The 19789-nt window shown below is 72.3% G+C and carries 17 protein-coding genes; 12 read left to right on the top strand and 5 right to left on the bottom strand.

The genetic code is table 11. The features are described from left to right. Positions 1-107 precede the first annotated feature (107 nt). The 5 genes from ACI78Q_RS12285 to ACI78Q_RS12265 all read right to left on the bottom strand — a co-directional run bounded on the left by ACI78Q_RS12285 (position 108) and on the right by ACI78Q_RS12265 (position 6021). Entirely contained in the window at positions 108-1643 is a 1536-nt protein-coding gene (locus ACI78Q_RS12285; RefSeq protein ID WP_456923656.1) for a sodium:solute symporter family transporter, read from the bottom strand. 39 nt (positions 1644-1682) lie between these two features. Next, the gene (locus tag ACI78Q_RS12280; protein ID WP_456923655.1) at positions 1683-1829 is read right to left on the bottom strand and encodes a hypothetical protein; all 147 of its coding nucleotides are present in this window, start codon (positions 1827-1829) and stop codon (positions 1683-1685) included. 166 nt (positions 1830-1995) lie between these two features. Then, complete coding sequence (locus tag ACI78Q_RS12275) at positions 1996-3564, bottom strand: AMP-binding protein (protein ID WP_456923654.1); 1569 nt, start codon at positions 3562-3564, stop codon at positions 1996-1998. Positions 3565-3614: 50 nt separating this feature from the next. Further along, positions 3615-5111, bottom strand: a complete 1497-nt coding sequence (locus tag ACI78Q_RS12270) for an MFS transporter (RefSeq protein ID WP_456923653.1) — start codon at positions 5109-5111, stop codon at positions 3615-3617. A 106-nt stretch (positions 5112-5217) separates the two neighbouring features. Beyond that, positions 5218-6021 carry an alpha/beta fold hydrolase gene (locus tag ACI78Q_RS12265; protein ID WP_456923652.1) on the bottom strand — a complete coding sequence of 268 codons (804 nt, stop codon included), beginning with the start codon at positions 6019-6021 and terminating at the stop codon, positions 5218-5220. Here ACI78Q_RS12265 and ACI78Q_RS12260 point away from each other — a divergent pair. The 12 genes from ACI78Q_RS12260 to ACI78Q_RS12205 all read left to right on the top strand — a co-directional run bounded on the left by ACI78Q_RS12260 (position 5983) and on the right by ACI78Q_RS12205 (position 19766). Next, the gene (locus tag ACI78Q_RS12260; protein ID WP_456923651.1) at positions 5983-7476 is read left to right on the top strand and encodes an ABC transporter permease; all 1494 of its coding nucleotides are present in this window, start codon (positions 5983-5985) and stop codon (positions 7474-7476) included. The two genes, ACI78Q_RS12265 and ACI78Q_RS12260, sit on opposite strands and share 39 nt — an antisense overlap. Then, positions 7473-8447 carry an ABC transporter permease gene (locus ACI78Q_RS12255; protein ID WP_456923650.1) on the top strand — a complete coding sequence of 325 codons (975 nt, stop codon included), beginning with the start codon at positions 7473-7475 and terminating at the stop codon, positions 8445-8447. Before ACI78Q_RS12260 ends, ACI78Q_RS12255 begins: the two co-directional genes overlap by 4 nt. 28 nt (positions 8448-8475) lie before the next feature. Beyond that, a complete protein-coding gene (locus ACI78Q_RS12250) occupies positions 8476-9501 on the top strand; it encodes an ABC transporter ATP-binding protein (RefSeq protein ID WP_456923649.1) in 1026 nt (341 codons plus the stop codon). A gap of 73 nt (positions 9502-9574) precedes the next feature. Continuing rightward, a complete protein-coding gene (locus ACI78Q_RS12245; protein WP_456923648.1) occupies positions 9575-10618 on the top strand; it encodes an ABC transporter ATP-binding protein in 1044 nt (347 codons plus the stop codon). A 10-nt stretch (positions 10619-10628) separates the two neighbouring features. Continuing rightward, entirely contained in the window at positions 10629-11669 is a 1041-nt protein-coding gene (locus tag ACI78Q_RS12240; protein ID WP_456923647.1) for a zinc-dependent alcohol dehydrogenase, read from the top strand. A gap of 78 nt (positions 11670-11747) precedes the next feature. Further along, entirely contained in the window at positions 11748-12545 is a 798-nt protein-coding gene (locus ACI78Q_RS12235) for an SDR family NAD(P)-dependent oxidoreductase (RefSeq protein WP_456923646.1), read from the top strand. Positions 12546-12775: 230 nt separating this feature from the next. Further along, positions 12776-14347: an ABC transporter substrate-binding protein gene (locus ACI78Q_RS12230; protein ID WP_456923645.1), complete on the top strand. Its 1572-nt coding sequence runs from the start codon at positions 12776-12778 to the stop codon at positions 14345-14347. Positions 14348-14650: 303 nt separating this feature from the next. Continuing rightward, complete coding sequence (locus ACI78Q_RS12225; RefSeq protein WP_456923644.1) at positions 14651-15442, top strand: SDR family NAD(P)-dependent oxidoreductase; 792 nt, start codon at positions 14651-14653, stop codon at positions 15440-15442. Positions 15443-15474: 32 nt separating this feature from the next. Continuing rightward, positions 15475-17052, top strand: coding sequence for an ABC transporter substrate-binding protein (locus tag ACI78Q_RS12220; RefSeq protein WP_456923643.1), 1578 nt, complete (start codon positions 15475-15477; stop codon positions 17050-17052). Between the two features lie 149 nt (positions 17053-17201). Further along, positions 17202-17993, top strand: coding sequence for an SDR family NAD(P)-dependent oxidoreductase (locus ACI78Q_RS12215; RefSeq protein WP_456923642.1), 792 nt, complete (start codon positions 17202-17204; stop codon positions 17991-17993). Between the two features lie 197 nt (positions 17994-18190). Then, on the top strand, positions 18191-18964 hold the full coding sequence (locus tag ACI78Q_RS12210) for an alpha/beta fold hydrolase (RefSeq protein WP_456923641.1): 774 nt from the start codon (positions 18191-18193) through the stop codon (positions 18962-18964). Between the two features lie 31 nt (positions 18965-18995). After that, positions 18996-19766, top strand: a complete 771-nt coding sequence (locus ACI78Q_RS12205; protein ID WP_456923640.1) for an SDR family NAD(P)-dependent oxidoreductase — start codon at positions 18996-18998, stop codon at positions 19764-19766. Positions 19767-19789 lie beyond the last annotated feature (23 nt).

Below are 19789 nucleotides of genomic sequence, written 5' to 3'. Positions count from 1 at the left end.
CCCGCGCCGCCGGCCCCCCCCCCCCCCCCCCCCCGCCGCCCGCCCCCCCCCCCCGCCGCCCCCCCCCCCCCCCCCCCCCCTCGAGGAGTGCCGGGTGCGTGAGCCGCTCAGACGCGGCCGGCCATCGTCACCACCGGTTCCCGGCCGGCGGGCTGGGGAGCGGCGAAGTGCTCGAACATCCGGCTGACCTGCGGCTTGGTGAGCAGCGAGACCACGACCAGGGCCACGTACGACCCGATCACCCCGATCCCGGCGATGTTCCACGGCGACAGCAGCGGGTCATCGGCGAACACGGTCTGGTTCAGCAGTGCCAGCACACCGCCGATCCCGATGCCGGCCAGCAGCGAGGCGATCGCCCCCTGGGACGTCGCCCGCTTCCAGCGCACGCCGAGGTACAGCACCGGCCCCAGCATCGCCGCGAGCGCTCCCCACGCGACGGCCATCAGCGACAAGACGAACTCCGGCGGGTTGAGTGCGATCAGCCCGGCGATCACCATGACGACCACGGACGTGGCCCGGCTCCACCACATCTCCTGGCGGTCGGAGAGCCGGACGCCGAGACTCATCTTCAGGATGTCGCGGACCACCGCCGCGCCGCTGAGCACCATGAAGGAGTCCGTGGTGGACATGACCGCGGCGAGGACCGCGGCGATCATGATGCCGACGAGGAGGGGGGAGAAGGACTCCGCCATCAGCGTCGGCAGCACCGCGTCGGGCCGGTCGACCGGTGGCACCACGCCGTCCTCGGCCTGCACCCGGTACGCCATCCCGATCCACGTCGCGGCCACGGCGAACAGGTACAGGAAGCAGGAGATCAGCGGGATCCAGCGGATCACCTCGAGGTTCTTGATGGTCAGGAACTTGGTGTTGATGTGCGGCACGCCGGCGTAGGCCAGCAGGCCCACGAAGAAGGCGTAGACGAGCACGTTCTGCCACGCGAAGGCGCCCGAGTCGTGCCACGGCTCGACGAGCGCCGGGTCGATCTCGGCCATCCGCTCGTGCAACTCGGTCAGCCCGCCGACCTGGCTGACGGTGTAGACGGCGAAGGTGACGACGAAGACGCTCAGGACCAGGAGCTGGAAGAAGTTGGTCCACATCGCGGCCACGATGCCGCCGCCGATGCAGTACACGACGATGATGGCGCCGCCCACGAGGAGCGAGACGCCCGGGCTCCACCCGAAGATGGTCGTCCCCACGTAGCCGATGGCGACGAACTGCACGACCAGGTAGATCAGCGATCCGAGGGCCGTGGCCAGGCCGGCGAGCATCCGGACGGTGCGGCTGCCGTCGTAGCGCAGGGCCAGCACGTCCGGGAGCGTGTAGACCGCGTGCCGTTTGGCGATGACGGTCATCGGCTTGGCCAGCAGGAAGTAGGCCAGCGTCAGGCCGAGGAAGCTCAGGCCCATGGTCATGACGTAGAGCGCGTAGCCGGTGCCGTAGCCGGATCCGGCGTTCCCGAGGATCCCGGCGCCGCTCACGATGGCGCCGACGATCCCGAAGGAGACGACCCATCGGCCGAAGCCGTCACCGGCTACCAGATAGTCCTTCATCGATCTGACCCGCCGCGTGGACCACAGGCCGATCGCGATGACGACCAGCATGTAGGCGACGACGGCGGCGATCGTCCAGGGTGAGACGACCATGCAACACCTCGCTGTGTGGGATGGATCGTGCGGCGGAACTCAGGAACGGCGCGAGAAGACGTCGTCGACCGTGGCCCACTCCTCGTCGTCGGCGGAGAAGCGCATCGCGAACACGATGGACAGCACGACGGCGACGATGAACCCGCCGAACACGAACAGGGCGGTCAGGGCAGGCAGTCCGAACATGGTCGTTCCTCACTGTCGGAGAGAACGGGCGACCGACCGGGCCGGCGTGGAGCACGGCTCGGCGGTGGATCGATGTCGTCGACAGTAGGGAGAGCGCGTCGGTCGGGTGTACCGCTGTACGTCCACACTCACCGGCCAGGAGGTGGGCAGACTCACACCGGGGGTCTCACCCCACGGGCAGGGCCCCGCCGTCCCCGGTCTGCTCGCGGAGCCGGAACTTCTGGATCTTCCCGGTGGAGGTCTTGGGCAGCGGCCCGAACACCACCGCCTTCGGTGCCTTGAAGCGCGCCAGGCGCCCGCGGACGTGCTCGACGATCTCGGCCTCGGTGACCTCGGCGTGCTCGTGGAGGGTCACGTAGGCGACCGGCACCTCGCCCCAGCGCTCGTCCGGGGCGGCGACGACCGCGACCTCCAGGACGGCGGGGTGCTCCGCGATCGCCTGCTCGACCTCGACGCTGGCGATGTTCTCGCCGCCGGAGATGATCACGTCCTTGCTGCGGTCGCGCAGTTCGACGTACCCGTCCGGGTGGACGACGCCGAGGTCGCCGGTGCGGAACCAGCCGTCCGGCACCGCCTTGCGCGTGGCCTCCTCGTCCTTGAGGTAGCCCAGCATCACGTTGTTGCCGCGCAGCGCGATCTCGCCGACCGAGACGCCGTCGGCGGGCACGTCCTGCCCGTCGGAGCCGACCACGCGGGCCGTGCAGGAGATCATGTTGCCCACGCCCTGCCGGGCCCGCAGCCGGGCCTTGACCTGCTGGTCCAAGCCGTTCCACTCCGGGCGCCAGTCGCAGATCATGGCCGGGCCGAAGGTCTCGGTCAGCCCGTAGAGATGGGTCACCTCGAACCCCAGCTCCTCCATCCGGCGCAGGATGGCCGGGCTCGGCGGCGCGCCCCCGGTGGCCACGCGCACCGGGGTGGCCACGGGCGCCGCCTCCTCCGCGTAGGCGAGCATCGACAGCACCGTCGGCGCGCCCTCGAGGTGGGTGACGCCCTCGGCGCGGATCAGCCGCCACACCTCGGCCGGGTCGACCTTCGGCAGGCAGACGTGCGTTGCTCCGGCCGCGGTGACCGCCCACGGGAAGCACCAGCCGTTGCAGTGGAACATCGGCAGCGTCCACAGGTGCACCGCCGACGGCGACAGCTGCGTGTGCGCCACCATCGCCAGCGCCTGCAGGTACGCGCCCCGGTGGTGGTACATGACGCCCTTGGGCCGCCCGGTGGTGCCCGAGGTGTAGTTGATCGACAGCAGCGCCCGCTCGTCGTCCGGACGCAGGGCCAGGGGAGTGGCCCCGGCGAGCAGCTCCTCGTACTCCGTGCCGGCGCGGATCCGCCGCGGCGGCGCCGCGACCTGCGCCAGGGCCGCGTCGACGACCGCGTCGAACGCCGGGTCGTGCACCAGGACGGCGGACTCCGAGTGCTCCAGGATGTAGGCGATCTCCCCGGCCGACAGGCGGGTGTTGACCGCCACCAGCGGCACCCCCGCCCACGGCACGCCGAAGCTCGCCTCGAGCAGCACGTGCGTGTTGGGGGCGAGGACCGCCACGGGCCGGCCCTGCGCGAGCGGGGCCAGGGCGCCGGCCAGCCGCTGCGCGCGGTCGTGCAGCTCGGTGTAGGTCCAGCGCCGGTCGCCGTCGACCACCGCCACCCGGTCGCCGTGGGCCGCGGCCGCCCGGTCCAGGTAGGAGACGGGCGTCATCGGCTCGAAGGAGAGGGCGTCCAGGTCCGGCGTCGTCATGAGCGGTCCTTCCTCGGTCACGGCCGCGCCCATGGGAGCGCGGCCGGGGGTCACGGCAGGGGTGCGGCCGGCGGCCGGGCCAGGAGCACGTCCTCGTCGTCCTGCGCCGGGCCGCTCAGCCGGCTCGGCAGCACGACCGCGGCCAGGACGGCGCCGGCGAGGGCGACACCTGCCACGACGAGCAGTGCGAACCGCTGGCCGGCGAGAGTGCTCACGGTCAGGCTGCCACCGCCGGCGAGCGCCCGCTCGGTCGCGAGCGTCGTCAGCACCGCCACGACCGCGATCGACAGGGTGCCGCCGAGGGCCTGGGTGCTGTTGAGGGCGCCGGCGCCGACCCCGTGGCGTCGTCCCGGGATACCGGACAGCGCGGTCACCGTGCAGGTGACGTTGATGGCCCCGCTGCCGAGGCCCAGCAGCAGGAAGGGCACCAGCAGCCCGCCGGCGTAGCCGGTGGAGCCGTCCATCGCCACGGCCAGGAGGGCGGCACCGGCGGCACACAGGACCAGTCCGGCGGGCACCAGCAACCGGGGGCCGACCCGGTGGGTGTTGCGGGAGACCAGCCGGGCGGTGACGGCGACCGTGGCCGCCCACGGCACGAAGGCGAACCCCGCGCGCAGCGCCGACCAGCCCAGCGTCTCCTGCATGAACAGGGAGGTGGTGAAGTACGCCCCTATGCCCACCCCCGCGGTGAGCAGGACGAACAGGAACGCGAAGGACGTGCGGTACCGGAAGATGCCGAGGGGGAGCAGCGGGTCGGCGCCCCGGGCCTGGGAGAGCACGAACAGCCCGACCAGCACCGCGGCGGCCGCGAGGGTGATCCAGGTGCGCGGCTCCGGCCCGTACACCTGCAGCTCGGTCAGCCCCAGGATGAGCGCCGCCACCCCGAGGGTGACCAGCAGCCCGCCCACCGCGTCCAGCCGCTGCCGGTGCTCGGGCCGGATCGCCGGGACGACGAAGAACGCCACCGCGAAGGCGAGCAGGCACACCGGCACGTTGACCAGGAAGATCCAGCGCCACCCGCCCATGTCGGTGAGGACGCCGCCGATCACGTTGCCCAGCGTGGCGCCGAAGGCCCCGATCGCCGCCCACGTGCCCAGCGCCGAGCTGCGCTCCCGCGGCTCGACGAAGACCGTGGTCAGCAGGGACATCGCGGCGGGGGAGGCCATGGCCGCGCCGATGCCGGCGAACGCGCGGGCGGCGATCAGCAGCCCGGCGTCCGAGGCGACCGCGCACAGCAGCGACCCGAGGGTGAAGACGAACAGCCCGGCGAGGAACAGCCGTCGTCGGCCGAACACGTCGGCGCTGCGCCCGCCGAGCAGGAGCAGGCAGCCGAAGGTCAGGCTGAAGGCCGTCAGCACCCACTGCAGCTGAGCCGGTGCGAGGTCCAGGTCGGCCCGGATCGCCGGGAGCGAGACGACGACCACCGTCCCACCGACGAGCAGGATGAACTGCACGCTGCACATGAGGGCCAGGAACAGCCCCCGGTGCCGGACCGGCGGGACGGCGGGCGCGGACTGCCGCGCCGTCACGGTCACGGGCCTGGCCACGACTCAGCCCTCCTGGGGTGCGGGGGTCGCCCGGTGGCCCCGCGGCGGGGGAGTCACCGTCCCGCGCGACGCCGGGTGCGGCCGGGACAGCCCGGCCGGGACCGCGTCACGAGGTCTTGCCGGTCAGGTACGCGGTGATGGCGGCGAGGGTGTCGTCGGGGTACTCCAGGACCATCCCGTGGCCGCCGCGGGGGAGCACCTGCAGCGTGGCGGTGGGGATGAGCTCGGCCATCTCGACCGACTGCGACACCGGCGTCAGCACGTCCTCGGCGCCGGTGAGGACCAGCGTGGGCGTCTGCACGGTGGGCAGGTCGGCCCGGGAGTCGTAGACCCGCAGGCCCGCGGCCTGGGCCTCGAAGCCGGCCAGCGTCGTCGGGTGCGGGTCGAGGCGGGACAGCTCCGCCTGCGCGGTCAGGGCCGCGTGGTCGCTCACCAGCCGCGGGGTGAACCCCCAGGGCATCCCGGTGAGGGCGATCGACACGGGGTCGACGCCGGCGCGGCGCAGGGCGAGGCCGCAGTCGAGCCAGGCGTGCTGGACGGCGGTGTAGGACGGGAACGCGTTGAGCAGCACCGCCTTCGACAGCACCTCGCCGTGGCGGATGAGCATCGACTGGAGCACCGAGCCGCCGAGCGACCAGCCGACCGCGGCGACCGGCCCCAGGCCGAGGGACTCCACCAGCGCGGCGGTGTCGTCGCCGAGGTCGTCGATCGAGTAGGGGCCCGCGGGCACCTCGGTCCGCCCGGTGCCCCGGTTGTCGACCGTGATGACGGTGAAGCTCTCCCGCAGGCGCGGCACGGCGGCCGTCCACGCGATCGAGCTGGACCCCAGGCCGGCGATGAGCAGCAGCGGCGGCCCCTCGCCCCCGACCTCGTGGTGCATCGAGATCCCGTTGACCTGCGTGGTGGGCATCGACGTCCGCTCCTCTTCCGCAGCCGGCCGAGGGCCCGGTCGAGCTGCGTCTGGTCGGGGGCGCAGGCACGGCGGACCGCCGGCGTGCGGGGGAACGGGCGGTCCGGCCGCCCGGGGTCCGGCGGCCCGGCCGGCCAGCGATCCCGCGCTGGCCACCGAGGCGTCGGTGGGCCAACTCTCGGGCGGGGGCGCGGGGTGATCAATGGGGAGGCGTCCACATCACCCCTGCCCAGTGGTGGGCAGGGGTCCACTCGGCGGGTCCTCGGAGAGCGCGGAACCGGCGTCGTCGTGACGTTCTCGGGCGAATGTGCAACCGGTCGTTGCGACCCGCGTCACAGACCACCTAACGTCCGTGGCCGTCGTCACACCCCCCCCGTGGTCGTGCCGGCACTCCTGGCTGAGACGCCGGGGCAGGTCCGATCCCGCGGACCCGGACGGAAGACGTGTGCCGTCCGAGGCCTCGCGAGGCGATCAGCCGCCCGTTACTTCCAACGATGGGGTGGTGGATCTGTGCTGAGATTCCTGCTGCTACGGGTGTTGACCACCATTCCGGTCCTGGTGCTCGTGACCTTCGTGGTGTTCGGCCTGGTGCTGCTCATCCCCGGTGACCCGGCCGTCACGATCGCCGGGCCGGACGCCACGGTCGAGCAGGTCGCGGCCATCCGCGAGCGGCTGGGCCTGGACCGGCCGCTGCTCGTCCAGTACTGGGACTGGGTCACCAGCGCGATGTCCGGCGACCTGGGCACCTCGCTGTACACCAGCCGGGCGGTCTCGACGTCGATCGGTGACGCCCTGCCCGTCTCGACCGCCCTCGCCGCCGCGGCGCTGCTCATCTCGCTGGTGATCGCGGTGCCGACGGCGATCGTGTCCGCGCTGCGCCGGGGGACCTGGGTCGACCGCGTGGCCACGCTGGGCTCCTCGCTCGGCATCGCGCTGCCGTCGTTCTGGCTGGGCCTGGTCTTCGTGCTGATCTTCAGCCTGACCCTGGGCTGGCTCCCGGCGACCGGGTACGTCCCGTTCACGACCGACCCCGCGGCGTGGTTCACCCACCTCCTCCTGCCGGCGCTGACCCTCGGGATCGCCGGCGCCGCGGAGAGCACGCGGCAGCTGCGCGGCTCGATCATCGGCGTGCTGCAGCAGGACTACGTGCGCACCGCCCGGGCCAAGGGGCTGCGCGGCCGGATGGTCGTGGGCAAGCACGTCATGAAGAACGCGAGCGTCCCGCTGGTGACCGTGCTCGGCCTCCAGATCACCGCGCTGCTCGGCGGGGCGGTGCTGGTCGAGCAGGTCTTCGGCGTCCCCGGGATCGGTCAGGTCGCCATCGCGGCGGTGACCACCCGGGACATCCCGGTCATCCAGGGCATCGTGCTCGTCGCCGTCCTGGTGGCCGTGGTCTGCAACCTGCTCGTCGACCTCGTTTACGGCTATCTCAACCCGAAGGTGAGGCCACGATGACCCAGTCCCAGACCGGCCCGACGACCTCCGAGCTGTCCGTGGCCCCCGGCGCCCCCGCCGCGGCCGGCCTCCCCGCCGGCACCGACGTGGCGGCGGTCGCGCACCCGCCGGTCCGCCACCGCGGCGGCGCCTGGGCCAACTTCCGGCGGCGGGTGGCCAAGAACACCGGCGCGGTCATCGCGCTCGGCGTCCTCGGCGTGCTGGTGGTCATCGCCGTCATCGCCCCGTGGATCACCCCGGCCGACCCGAACCAGCAGGACCTGCGCAGCGTCCTCCTGCCGCCCTTCAGCGACGGCTACCTGCTGGGCAGCGACCAGCTGGGCCGGGACATCCTGAGCCGGCTGATCGTGGGCACCCGGGTGTCGCTGCTGGCGATCGTGCTGGCGCTGGCCGTCGCCATGGTCATCGGCGTCCCGGCGGGCTTCCTCTCCGGGTTCCTCGGCGGGCGCTTCGACATGCTGGTGATGCGCCTCAACGACGCCGCGATGAGCTTCCCGCCGCTGCTGCTGGCGATCGCGCTGGTCGGCGTCCTCGGCCCGAGCCTGCGCAACGCGATGATCGCCGTCGGCATCCTGCTCGCGCCGCGGTTCCTCCGGCTGGTCCGGGGTGTGGTCATCGGGCTCAAGGAGGAGACCTTCGTCGAGGCCTCCCGGAGCATCGGGACGCGCACCCGCACGATCATCGTGCGGCACATCCTGCCCAACACCCTGTCGCCGCTGACCGTGGCGATCGCGGTGACCGCCGGGTACGCGATGTTGTCCGAGGCCGGCCTGAGCTTCCTCGGCCTCGGCGTCCAGCCGCCCGACGCGAGCTGGGGCTCGATGATCCGCGAGGGCTTCCTCTACTTCGGTCGCGCCCCCTGGCTCGGCATCTTCCCGGGCGTGCTCATCGCCCTGACCGTCTTCACCTTCGTGACCCTGGGCGACGGTCTGCGCGACGCCCTCGGCCGTGAAGAGCGCACCGAGTCCTGATCACCGGAGCACAGGAAGGGCTGGGCACATGACCCGCACACTGCCGCTGGCCAGACCAGCGGCCACCACGACGCTGGAGGTCGAGGACCTCGTCGTCGAGGTCCTCACCGAGAACGGCTGGGCGACGGTCGTCGACGGCGTCTCGTTCAGCCTCGGGCGCGGCGAGACCCTGGGCATCGTCGGGGAGTCCGGCTCCGGCAAGAGCGTGACCTGCCTCGCCATCGCCGGGCTGATGCCGCCGCGCCAGACCCGGGTCCGCGCCGGGACGCTGCGGCTGCTGGGCCAGGACCTCACCACGCTCGACCAGCGGCAGATGGCCGACATCCGGGGTCCGAAGATCGCCATGATCTTCCAGGAGCCGATGAGCAGCCTGAACCCGGCGTTCACCGTCGGCGACCAGATCGCCGAGGTGCTCCGCCGGCACGAGGGCCTCTCGCGCAAGGCGTCGAAGGCGCGCGCGATCGAGCTGCTGGACCGGGTCGGCGTGCCGAACCCGGCGCGGCGGTTCGGCCAGTACCCGTTCGAGTTCTCCGGCGGGATGCGGCAGCGGGTGATGATCGCCATCGCCCTGGCCTGCACCCCGGACATCATCATCGCCGACGAGCCGACCACGGCCCTCGACGTGACCGTGCAGGCCCAGATCCTCGAGCTGCTGCGCGAGATCCAGCGCGAGCACGGGATGTCGGTCATCTTCATCACCCACGACCTCGGCGTCGTCGCCGACGTCTGCGACCGGGTGCTGGTCATGTACGCCGGGCAGATCGTCGAGGGCGCGCCGCTGGACGAGCTGTTCGAGAACCCGCAGCACCCCTACATGGAGGGACTGCTGGCGGCGATGCCCCGCATGGACCAGGTCAGCGAGGCACTGGTCAGCATCCCCGGGCACCCGCCGCAGGTGGGCAGGATGCCCGCCGGCTGCCGCTTCCACCCCCGCTGCTCCTACGCCCGGGAGCAGTGCACCTCCGGAGACGCGCCGACGCTGGAACAGGTCGGCCCCACGCACACCACCCGGTGCCTGCGGCACCCCGAGCTCACCCTGCGGGGGACCACATGACCGAGCTGGCGAGGGCGTGCAGAGACACAGCACCGGCGGACACGGCGACGACGAGCGCCAGCGAGGAGGAGTCGTGACCGAGATCGAGCCGCTGCTGGACGTGAAGGACCTGCAGGTCACCTTCTCGCCGCGGAAGAAGATGTTCCGCGAGCAGGTGTCCCTGCGGGCCGTGGACGGCGTGAGCTTCCAGCTGTACCCCGGGGAGACGGTGGGCCTGGTCGGCGAGTCCGGCTGCGGGAAGTCCACCACCGCGCGCGGGCTCATGCGCCTGGTCGAGCCCAGCGGCGGCTCGGTGAAGCTGGGCGGCCAGGAGCTGCTGGGCCTGCCGGCGAACAAGATGCGCAAGGCCCGCAAGGACATCCAGATGGTGTTCCAGGACCCCTACTCGTCCCTGGACCCCTCGATGCTGGTGCTCGACTCGATCGCCGAGCCCATCGACGTCCACCTGGACCTGGACCGGGCACAGACGGTGGAGCGGGTCGGATCGCTGCTGCAGCGCGTGGGGCTCCCGGCGGAGTACATGTACCGGTACCCGCACGAGTTCTCCGGCGGGCAGCGGCAGCGCATCACGATCGCCCGCGCGATCGCCGCGGACCCGAAGATCCTCGTGCTCGACGAGGCGGTCAGCGCGCTCGACGTCTCCACCCAGAACCAGGTCATCGGCCTGCTGGAGGACCTCTCGCGGGACGCCGACCTGACCTACCTGTTCATCGCCCACGACCTGTCGGTGGTCCGGCACATCTCCGACCGGGTCGCGGTCATGTACCTGGGGCAGATCGTCGAGCACGGCGACGTCGACCGGGTGTTCGACGCCCCGGCGCACCCGTACACCGAGGCGCTGCTGTCGGCGGTCCCGCTGCCCTCGCCCCGCCTGCAGCGCAGCCGGGAGCGGATCGTGCTCGCCGGCGACCCGCCCGACCCCTCCAGGGTGCCGCCGGGCTGTCGCTTCCACACCCGCTGCAAGTACGCGATGGACATCTGCCGGACCGTCGTCCCGCTGCCCACCCCGACGATCGGCTCCGGCGAGGTCGCCTGCCACCTGCACACCAGCGGCCCGCAACTGGGCGGGGCGTCGGTCCGCGAACTGGCCACGCCGCGCGCCGCGGTCGTGGGCTGAGGAGGCCGTCGTGAGATCAGCCCGCTGGAAGGGCGTCCGGAGCATCTCCCTCGACGAGGTCGCCGACCCCCGTCCCGGCCCGCACGACGTCGTCCTCGACGTCGGGGCCTGCGGGATCTGCGGCTCCGACGTGCACGCCTACGCCGAGGGCGCGTGGATCACCGAGGGCGCGCCGATGGGCCACGAGTTCGCCGGGACGGTCGGCGAGGTGGGCGCCGAGGTGACCGGCCTCGCCGTCGGCGACCGGGTGGCGGTGATCCCGATGGGGCCCTGCGGGGTGTGCCCGCAGTGCTCCCTCGGCCACCCCAACCTCTGTGCCGACCTGAGCAACAGCGCCCGCGGCGGGCTCAGCGACCGCGTCCTGGTGCCGCACGCGGCACTCGGCCGGCAGCTGTACCGGATGCCGGACTCCCTCAGCTTCGAGGAGGGGGCCTTCCTCGAGCCGCTGTCGGTGGCCACGCGGGCGGTGCGCTCGGCCGCCCCCGACCTGGCCGGCCCCATCCTGGTCACCGGGCTCGGCTCCATCGGCCAGTGCGTGCTCCGGGTGCTGCAGGCGTACGGGGCCACCGACGTGCTCGGCGTGGACGTGTCCCCGCCGCGCCTGGCCGTCGCGGCGGAGACCGGGGCCGCGGTGCTCGACTCCCGCGCCGAGGACCTCCGGGAGCACGTGCTCGACCGTTGGGGCACCACGGTCTCCCCGTACCAGCGGGGCGGCAACGTCGGCACCGTCTTCGAGTGCTCCGGGGCGCTGTCGGTGCTCGACGTGCTGCCCGAGCTGACCGCCCCGGCCGGCGTCATCTCGATCGCCGGCCTGACCAGCTCCACGCCGCGGCTGGACCTCAACACGGTGGCACAGAAGGAGCTGCGGCTGCTGGGCAGCTTCGCCTACACCCCGCCGGACTCCGCCGAGGCGTTCCGGCTGCTCTCCGAGGGCCGGGTGCAGGTGGCGCCGCTGGTGTCCCACCGCGTACCGCTGAGCCGCGTGGACGAGGCGTTCGAGACCCAGCACGCGGTGGACGGCTCGGTGAAGGTCGTCGTCGTCCCCGACTGAGCCGCACCCCGCGCAGCAACCACCACCGGTCCCCGGCCCCCGCCAGGGACCTCCGAGCCACGGGAGAGGAGTCCCACGATGGGCACAGCACTGGCAGGCAAGGTCGCGGTCATCACCGGAGGCGCCAGCGGGATCGGGCAGGCGACCGCCGAGCGGTTCGCCGAGGAGGGCGCCGACATCGTCGTCGGCGACATCGGCCCGGCCGACGAGACGCTGCGGCTGGTGGAGAAGACCGGACGCCGCGCGATCTACGTGCGCACCGACACCACCGTCGAGGCCGACTGCGACGGGCTCGTCGCCGCCGCCGTGACCGAGTTCGGGCGGGTGGACGTCGGCGTCGCCTCGGCGGGCATCGCCACGGCCGCCGGGCCCAGCAACGTGCAGACCCGGGTGGCGAGCAAGGACGCCACCCACGTGGTGAACCTGGACGTCGCGGCGTTCCAGAAGGTCCTGGACGTCAACGTCACCGGCCTGATGATGACCGGCCGGGCGCTGGCGCGGCAGATGCTGGCCCAGGGCACCGGCGGCTCCATCGTCAACATCGCCTCGAGCGCGGCGCGGATCCCGCTGGCCGGCGCCTCGCCGTACTGCGTGTCCAAGGCCGGGGCGTGGATGCTCACCAAGGTGATGGCGCTGGAGCTCGCGACGACGGGGATCCGGGTCAACGCGGTCGGCCCGGGCTACACCGCCACCCCGATGATCGGCGGCATCGAGCAGAACCAGACCGCCTACGACCTGGCCATGAGCATCACCCCGATGAACCGGCTGGGCACGCCCGCGGAGATCGCCGCGGCCTGCCTGTTCCTGGCCTCGTCGGAGTCCTCCTTCGTGACCGGCCAGATGCTGCACCCGGCCGGCGGGCAGTTCACCGGCTGACCGACCGCACAGACCGCACCGGCACGCGCCGGGCGGGGGCCACCGGCTCCCCGCCCGGCGCGTCGTCGTGTCGGCCCAGGTCACGGGCGTGTCACGCCGGGGCGGTCGTGTGTGACGCAGACCACGACGCGGGCTCCCGAGGTGGTCGCGCTCCCGTTGTCGCCGGTGTCGGGACCCGACAGGTTCTCAGCCACGAATCGGCTGAGAACCGACTTCTCTTGGAGGCTCACGTGAGCGGTACGACGACGTCCGCCCGCAGGTCAGGACGACCTCGGTGGTGGATCGGGCTGCTGTCGGTGCTGGTGCTGCTGGTGTCCGCCTGCGGAGGCGGGACATCGGCCAGCGGCGGCACCGGCGGCGAGATCGACCCGAACGGCACGTTCCGCTACGTGTTCGTGCAGAACCCCTCCACGTTCGACCCGCACCGGTCGGCGAACCCGTGGGACATGATCTTCTTCCGCCTGGTCTACGACCAGCTGATCATGCTCGACGAGAACGACGAGCTGGCCCCCCAGCTGGCGACGTCGTGGGAGTTCGTCGACGGCGAGACCGCGCTGGAGATGGAGCTGCGCGACGACGTCACCTTCATCGACGGGACGCCGTTCGACGCCGAGGCGGTCAAGGCCAACATCGAGCGGGCCAAGACGCTGGAGACCGGCACCCTGAAGGGGCAGCTGGCCCGGGTCGAGTCGGTGGAGGCCGTCGAGGAGTTCAAGGTCCGCATCAACCTCAACGGCCCCGGCGGTGACCTGCCGGCACTGTTCTCCGCCACCGCGGGCACCATGATCAGCCCGGCCGCGTTCGGCAACCCGGACCTGGACCAGAACCCGGTCGGCTCGGGCATGGCGAAGCTGGTGGAGTACGTGCCGGGCCAGGTGACCCGGTACGACCGCAACGAGGAGTACTGGGACCCCGAGGCCGCGAAGGCCGCGCACTACGAGATCCTCGTGCAGACCTCGGCCACGACGCGGTTCAACATGCTGCAGACCGGCCAGGCCGAGCTGACCTACCTCGACCCCTCGCAGGCGGAGCAGGCGCAGGCGGCGGGGCTGAACTCCGCGCCGTCCAAGAGCCTGTCGATCATGTCGATGTACATGAACACCGGTAAGGCGCCGTTCGACGACATCCGGGTGCGCCAGGCCATGGAGCACGCGGTGGACCGGCAGGCGATCGTGGACGGCGTCTTCTTCGGCCTCGGGGAGCCGGTGGCCCAGTACATGCCGCCGGACCACTGGGCCTACAACCCGGACGTCGTCCCCGAGGGCGAGCACGGCTACGACCCGGAGCGGGCCCGCGAGCTGCTGGCCGAGGCCGGCTACCCCGACGGCGTGGACTTCGAGATGCTGGTCCCGAGCCTGGACGACCACCGCGCGGTGGCCGAGGCGCTGGTGCCGATGCTCGCCGAGGTGGGCCTGCGGGCGAGCACGCGGGTGGTGGAGTCGCCGACCACCGGTGTGACCTTCTACGGCCGCCAGGAGGGCAACGCGTTCCCCGGCATGGGTGCGCCCTTCGCCGACCCGACGCTGCCCTACCAGGCCAGCCTGCCCGGTCAGTTCTCCAACCCGTGGAACACCACGTCCGAGGAGTTCCAGGCGGCCTGGATGGACTCGCTGAGCGGGGCGACCCGGGAGGCCCGGGCCGACGCCATCCACCGGATGGTCGAGGAGGAGAAGAAGATCCTGAAGAACTTCCCACTCCACGCGCACTTCCCGCCCAGCGCCTGGACCGACAAGGCCGTCTTCCCCGAGGGCTACGAGCCGGCCTACGCCCCGACCTTCCGCGGGGTGGGCGTCACCGCCTGAGCCGGGCGCGGGCGGGCTCGAGAGGGCCCGCCCGCGGCCGGGACGACGCACGAGGACGGCCGGGCGGGGTGCATCCCCGCCCGGCCGTCGTCGTCCCTGCGGCCGGCGGGGCGAGTGCGCTGCTCAGGGCCGCAGGAGGGCCCCGGCGGGTCGGGGAGAGGCCGCCGGCGGCTGTGTGACGCGCACCATGAACCGGCCCCCGAAGGTGGTCGACGTTCCGTTGTCCGGGTCACTCGCAGCCAGCAGATTCGACGGCGACGAGAAGCGATGCGACCGGCACCGGACGGTCGCGAGGAGGACGGCATGGGCCACGCACTGCACGACCGGGTCGCCGTGATCACCGGCGGGGCCAGCGGCATCGGCCGGGCCACCGCGGTGCGGTTCGCCGAGGAGGGCGCCGACGTCGTGATCGGCGACATCCAGCCCGGCGACGAGACGCTGCGGCTGGTGGAGAAGACCGGACGCCGCGCGATCTACGTGCGCACCGACACCACCGTCGAGGCCGACTGCGACGCGCTGGTCGCCGCCGCGGTCGCCGAGTTCGGCAAGGTGGACGTCGGCGTCGCCTCGGCCGGGGTCTCCTCCGCGGCCTCCGACGCCGACCGGGTCGCGCGCCTGGAGAGCGACGCCGGCCACGTGACCACGCTGTCGACGGCGGCGTTCCAGCGGGTCATGGACATCAACGTCACCGGCGTGATGATGACCAGCCGCGCGCTGGCCCGGCAGATGCTCGCCCAGGGCACCGGCGGCTCCATCGTCACCATCGCCTCGACCGCCGGGAAGATCCCGATCGCCGGCGCCGCGCCCTACTGCGTGTCCAAGGCCGGCGTCTGGATGCTCACCAAGGTCATGGCCCTGGAGCTCGCGAGCACCGGCATCCGCGTCAACGCCGTCGGCCCCGGCTTCACCACGACCCCGATGTGGGACGTCGCAGAGGACAGCCCCTCCCACCAGTGGGCCATGAGCATCACGCCGATGCACCGGAACGGGACTCCGGAGGAGCAGGCCGCGGCCTGCCTGTTCCTCGCCAGCGACGAGTCCTCGTTCGTGACCGGCCAGATCCTGCACCCGGCCGGCGGCCAGTTCACCGACTGACCTCGCCCGGCCAACTCTCGGAGGTATCCCCAGTGAGCGGAACGACGACGTCCACCCGCAGGTCCCGCCGGCCACGGTGGTGGATCGGCCTGCTGTCGGTGCTGGCCCTGGTGCTGTCGGCCTGTGGCGGCGGCAGCACGGCCAGCAGTGGCAGCACCGGCGGCGAGATCGACCCGAACGGGACGTTCCGCTACGTGTTCGTGCAGAACCCCTCGACGTTCGACCCGCACCGGTCGGGCAACGCGTGGGACATGATCTTCTTCCGGCTGGTCTACGACCAGCTGATCATGCTCGACGAGAACGACGAGCTGGCGCCGCAGCTCGCGACGTCGTGGGAGTTCGTCGACGGCGAGACCGCGCTGGAGATGGAGCTGCGCGACGACGTCACCTTCATCGACGGGACGCCGTTCGACGCCGAGGCGGTCAAGGCCAACCTGGAGCGGGCCAAGACGCTGGAGACCAGCACCCTGAAGGGGCAGCTGGCCCGCGTGGAGTCCGTCGAGGTCGTCGACGAGTTCACCGTGCGGCTGAACCTGAACGGTCCCGGCGGTGACCTGCCCAACCTGTTCACCGACCGGCTCGGCAGCATGATCAGCCCGGCGGCGTTCGACAACCCCGACCTGGACCAGAACCCGGTGGGGTCGGGGATGGCGACCCTGGTGGAGTACGTCCCCGGCCAGGTGTCGAAGTACGACCGCAACGAGGAGTACTGGGACCCCGAGGCCGCCAAGGCCGCGCACTACGAGATCCTCGTGCAGACCTCGGCGACCACCCGGTTCAACATGCTGCAGACCGGCCAGGCCGAGCTGACCTACCTCGACCCCTCGCAGGCCGAGCAGGCCGCGAGCGCGGGGCTGAACTCCGCGCCGTCCAAGAGCCTGTCGGTCATGTCGATCAACATGAACGTCGGGAAGGCGCCGTTCGACGACATCCGGGTACGCCAGGCGCTGCAGCACGCCATCGACCGGCAGGCGATCGTGGACGGCGTCTTCTTCGGCCTGGGGGAGCCGGTGGCCCAGTTCATGCCGCCGGACCACTGGGCGTACAACCCGGGCGTCACCCCCGACGACGAGGCGTACGGCTACGACCCGGAGCGGGCCCGCGAGCTGCTGGCCGAGGCCGGCTACCCCGACGGCGTCGAGTTCGAGTGGCTGGTCCCGAGCCTGGACGACCACCGCGCGGTGGCCGAGGCGCTGGTCCCGATGCTCGCCGAGGCCGGGATGACCGCCAACACGCGGGTCATCGAGTCGCCCACCACGCCGGTCACGTTCTACGGCCGCCAGGAGGGCAACGTCTACAACGGCATGGGGGCGCCGTTCGCCGACCCGACGGTGCAGTACCAGAACTACCTGCCCGGGGCGTTCCGCAACCCGTGGAACGTCTCCACCCCGGAGTTCGAGCAGGCCTGGCTGGACGCGCTGTCGGGGACGACGCCGGAAGCCCGCGTCCCGGCCATCCACCGGATGGTCGAGGAGGAGAAGAAGACCATGATCTCCTTCCCGCTCCACGCGCACTTCCCGCCCAGCGCCTGGACCGACAAGGCCGTCTTCCCCGAGGGCTACGAGCCGGCCTACGCGCCCACCTTCCGCGGCGTCGGCGTCACCGCCTGACCTCCGGGCGCGGGCGGACGGGGAACGCGACCCGCCCGCGCCCGGTGCTCCACCGCAGCTCCGACCGGCCCAGCCGCTCGGCGGCACATCCCGGACCACTCATCCCGGCGGCGCACCGCAGCGCCGCCGTCCCGAGAGGAAGTCAGCGCATGCGTCTCGACGGCAAGGTCGCGGTCATCACCGGCGGGGGCTCCGGCATCGGCGCCGCCACCGCGGAGGCCTTCACCCGCGAGGGCGCCCGGGTGGTGATCGCCGACATCGACGCCGCCGCGGGGGAGTCCGTGGCCAAGGCGCTGCGGGCGGCCGGCGGCACGATCGACTTCCTGGAGGCCGACGCCTCGCAGCAGGCCGACCTCGAGCGGGTCATCGGGTTCGCCACCGGCACCCACGGCCGCCTCGACGTCCTGCACAACAACCACGTCTCGTTCGAGGCCGGCCGGATCGGCGACCTGACCTGGGACGGGCTGCGCCGCTCCCTGGACGTCGGCCTGGTCTCCTACTGGTACGCGATCAAGCTGGCGCTGGAACCGATGCTCGCCCAGGGCCGCGGGTCGATCGTGAACACCGCCTCGGTCTCCGGGCTGGCCGGCGACTTCGGGCTCGGCGCCTACAACATGCTCAAGGCCGGCGTCGTGAACCTCTCCCGGGTCACCGGCATCGAGTACGCCCGCAAGGGCGTGCGGTGCAACGCGGTCTGCCCCGGCCCGATCGGCACGCCGCCCATCGACCGGCTGCACGACGCCGCGCCGGCGACGTGGGAGGCCATCCGGGAGGCCATCCCGATGGGCCGCTACGGGCGGGCGGAGGAGATCGCCAACGCCGTCCTCTTCCTGGCCTCCGACGAGTCGAGCTTCGTCACCGGCACCCACCTGGTCGCCGACGGCGGGCTGTGGGCGCACTCGGGGATGCCGCCGATCGGCGGCCTCGGCCCGGACTTCTGAGAGGAGGGCCCCCGTGACGTTCCACCCCCCGAGGAGACCGCCGCCATGAACAACCAGCCGTTCGGCACCCAGGTGGCGCCGTACCTGCGAGATCTGTGGGCCGACCACGAGGACCACTGGGCCCCCGCAGTCAGTCAGCACCGGGTCGCGGCCCACGCGCCCCGGATCCCCGTTCCGAGTCGTCAGGAGAGCACGCGATGACCACGCTGGAGATCCCGAACATCGGGACGTTCGACATCGAGCTGCTGGAGGAGGGGAGCGGAGCCCCGCTGCTGTACCTGCACGGCTACGAGCGGCACCCTGGCGCGGCCGGCTTCATCCGGCGGCTGGCCGAGAGCCGCCGGGTGCTCGCGCCGGAGCTGCCCGGCTACGGGAAGTCCACCGGCTTCGAGAACTTCACCGACGTCGTCGACGTGACCCTCTACCACCGGGAGCTGGTGGAGTCCCTGGGCGTCGAGCAGGTCGACGTCGTGGGTCACTCCCTCGGCGGGATGTTCGCCGCGGAGCTGGCGGCCATCGCCCCGCAGCTGGTCCGCCGGCTGGTGCTGGTGAACCCCTTCGGCATCTGGCTGGACGACGAGCCGGCGCTGGACCCCTTCGGCGAGGCGACGGCGGTGAAGGCCGCGAAGTGGCACGGCGAGGCACCCCAGCAGGAGCCGACGAACTTCGTCCCCGACCCCGACGACCCGCACGGGGCCATCCTGTTCAGCGCCCAGAACCTCGGCACGGCGACCAAGTTCATGTGGCCGATCGCCGACCGCGGGCTGCGCCGCCGGCTGCCGCTGATCGACGCCCCGACCCTCGTGGTGCACGGCACCTCCGACGGCCTGCTGCCGGTGTCCTACGCCGACGAGTTCGTGCGCCTCGTCCCCAACGCCGAGCTCGCCCTCATCGACGGCGCCGGGCACTACCCGATGGTCGAGCAGGAGGACGAGTTCGTGTCCGTGGTGACCAAGTTCCTCGACGCCTGAGCGCATCCCGACGACGAAGGAGAGAGACGACATGGGCAGGGTCGAAGGAAAGGTCGCGCTCGTCACCGGCGGCGCAGCGGGCATCGGTCGGGAGACCGCGGTCACGCTGGCCCGCGAGGGCGCGAAGGTGGTCGTCGCCGACCTCAACGTGGACGGCGCCAAGGAGACCGCCGCCATGATCGGGGACGCCGCGACCCCGATCTACTTCAACGCGACCGACCAGCAGTCGATCGAGGAGCTGGTCGCGGCGGTCATCGCCGAGCACGGCCGGGTGGACGTCATCCACAACAACGCCGCCCTGGTCGGGCCCGACGCGTGGTTCACCGACTCCACCGTCATCGACACGTCGGTCGAGATGTGGGACCGCGCGTTCGCGACCAACGTCCGCAGCATCTTCCTGATCTGCAAGTACGCGCTGCCGCACATGGTCGAGAACGGCGGCGGCTCGATCATCAACATGTCGTCGGTGGGCGGGATGCGGGGCGGCGCCGCCCTGACGGCCTACGGGACGACGAAGGCCGCCGTCATCGGTCTCACCCGGCACATCGCCGCCCAGCACGGCAAGCAGGGGGTGCGCTGCAACGCGATCGCGCCCGGGGTCATCCAGACCCAGCAGCTCCTGGACGCCGTCCCCGACCTGCCGGCCGCGGCGCTGGCCACGGTCGCCTCGCCACGGGTGGGGCTGCCCAGCGACATCGCCAACATGGTGCTCTTCCTCGCCTCGGACGAGTCCGCCTTCGTCAACGGCGAGACCTACCGCGTCGACGGCGGCGCGATGGAGGCCGGCCCCAGCGGCCGCTGACCGCTGCCCATCCCGCTCCGCCC

It is taken from the genome of Geodermatophilus sp. SYSU D00705, assembly GCF_054050135.1.
The sequence above is the reverse complement of the archived record's forward strand: the minus strand, read 5'-3'. Positions and strand labels throughout refer to the sequence as shown.

Coding starts and splice junctions, on each gene's coding strand:
- ACI78Q_RS12285 (WP_456923656.1), bottom strand. CDS start 1,643: ATGGTCGTCTCACCCTGGACGATCGCCGCCGTCGTCGCCTACATGCTG.
- ACI78Q_RS12280 (WP_456923655.1), bottom strand. CDS start 1,829: ATGTTCGGACTGCCTGCCCTGACCGCCCTGTTCGTGTTCGGCGGGTTC.
- ACI78Q_RS12275 (WP_456923654.1), bottom strand. CDS start 3,564: ATGACGACGCCGGACCTGGACGCCCTCTCCTTCGAGCCGATGACGCCC.
- ACI78Q_RS12265 (WP_456923652.1), bottom strand. CDS start 6,021: ATGCCCACCACGCAGGTCAACGGGATCTCGATGCACCACGAGGTCGGG.
- ACI78Q_RS12255 (WP_456923650.1), top strand. CDS start 7,473: ATGACCCAGTCCCAGACCGGCCCGACGACCTCCGAGCTGTCCGTGGCC.
- ACI78Q_RS12250 (WP_456923649.1), top strand. CDS start 8,476: ATGACCCGCACACTGCCGCTGGCCAGACCAGCGGCCACCACGACGCTG.
- ACI78Q_RS12235 (WP_456923646.1), top strand. CDS start 11,748: ATGGGCACAGCACTGGCAGGCAAGGTCGCGGTCATCACCGGAGGCGCC.
- ACI78Q_RS12225 (WP_456923644.1), top strand. CDS start 14,651: ATGGGCCACGCACTGCACGACCGGGTCGCCGTGATCACCGGCGGGGCC.
- ACI78Q_RS12215 (WP_456923642.1), top strand. CDS start 17,202: ATGCGTCTCGACGGCAAGGTCGCGGTCATCACCGGCGGGGGCTCCGGC.
- ACI78Q_RS12210 (WP_456923641.1), top strand. CDS start 18,191: ATGACCACGCTGGAGATCCCGAACATCGGGACGTTCGACATCGAGCTG.
- ACI78Q_RS12205 (WP_456923640.1), top strand. CDS start 18,996: ATGGGCAGGGTCGAAGGAAAGGTCGCGCTCGTCACCGGCGGCGCAGCG.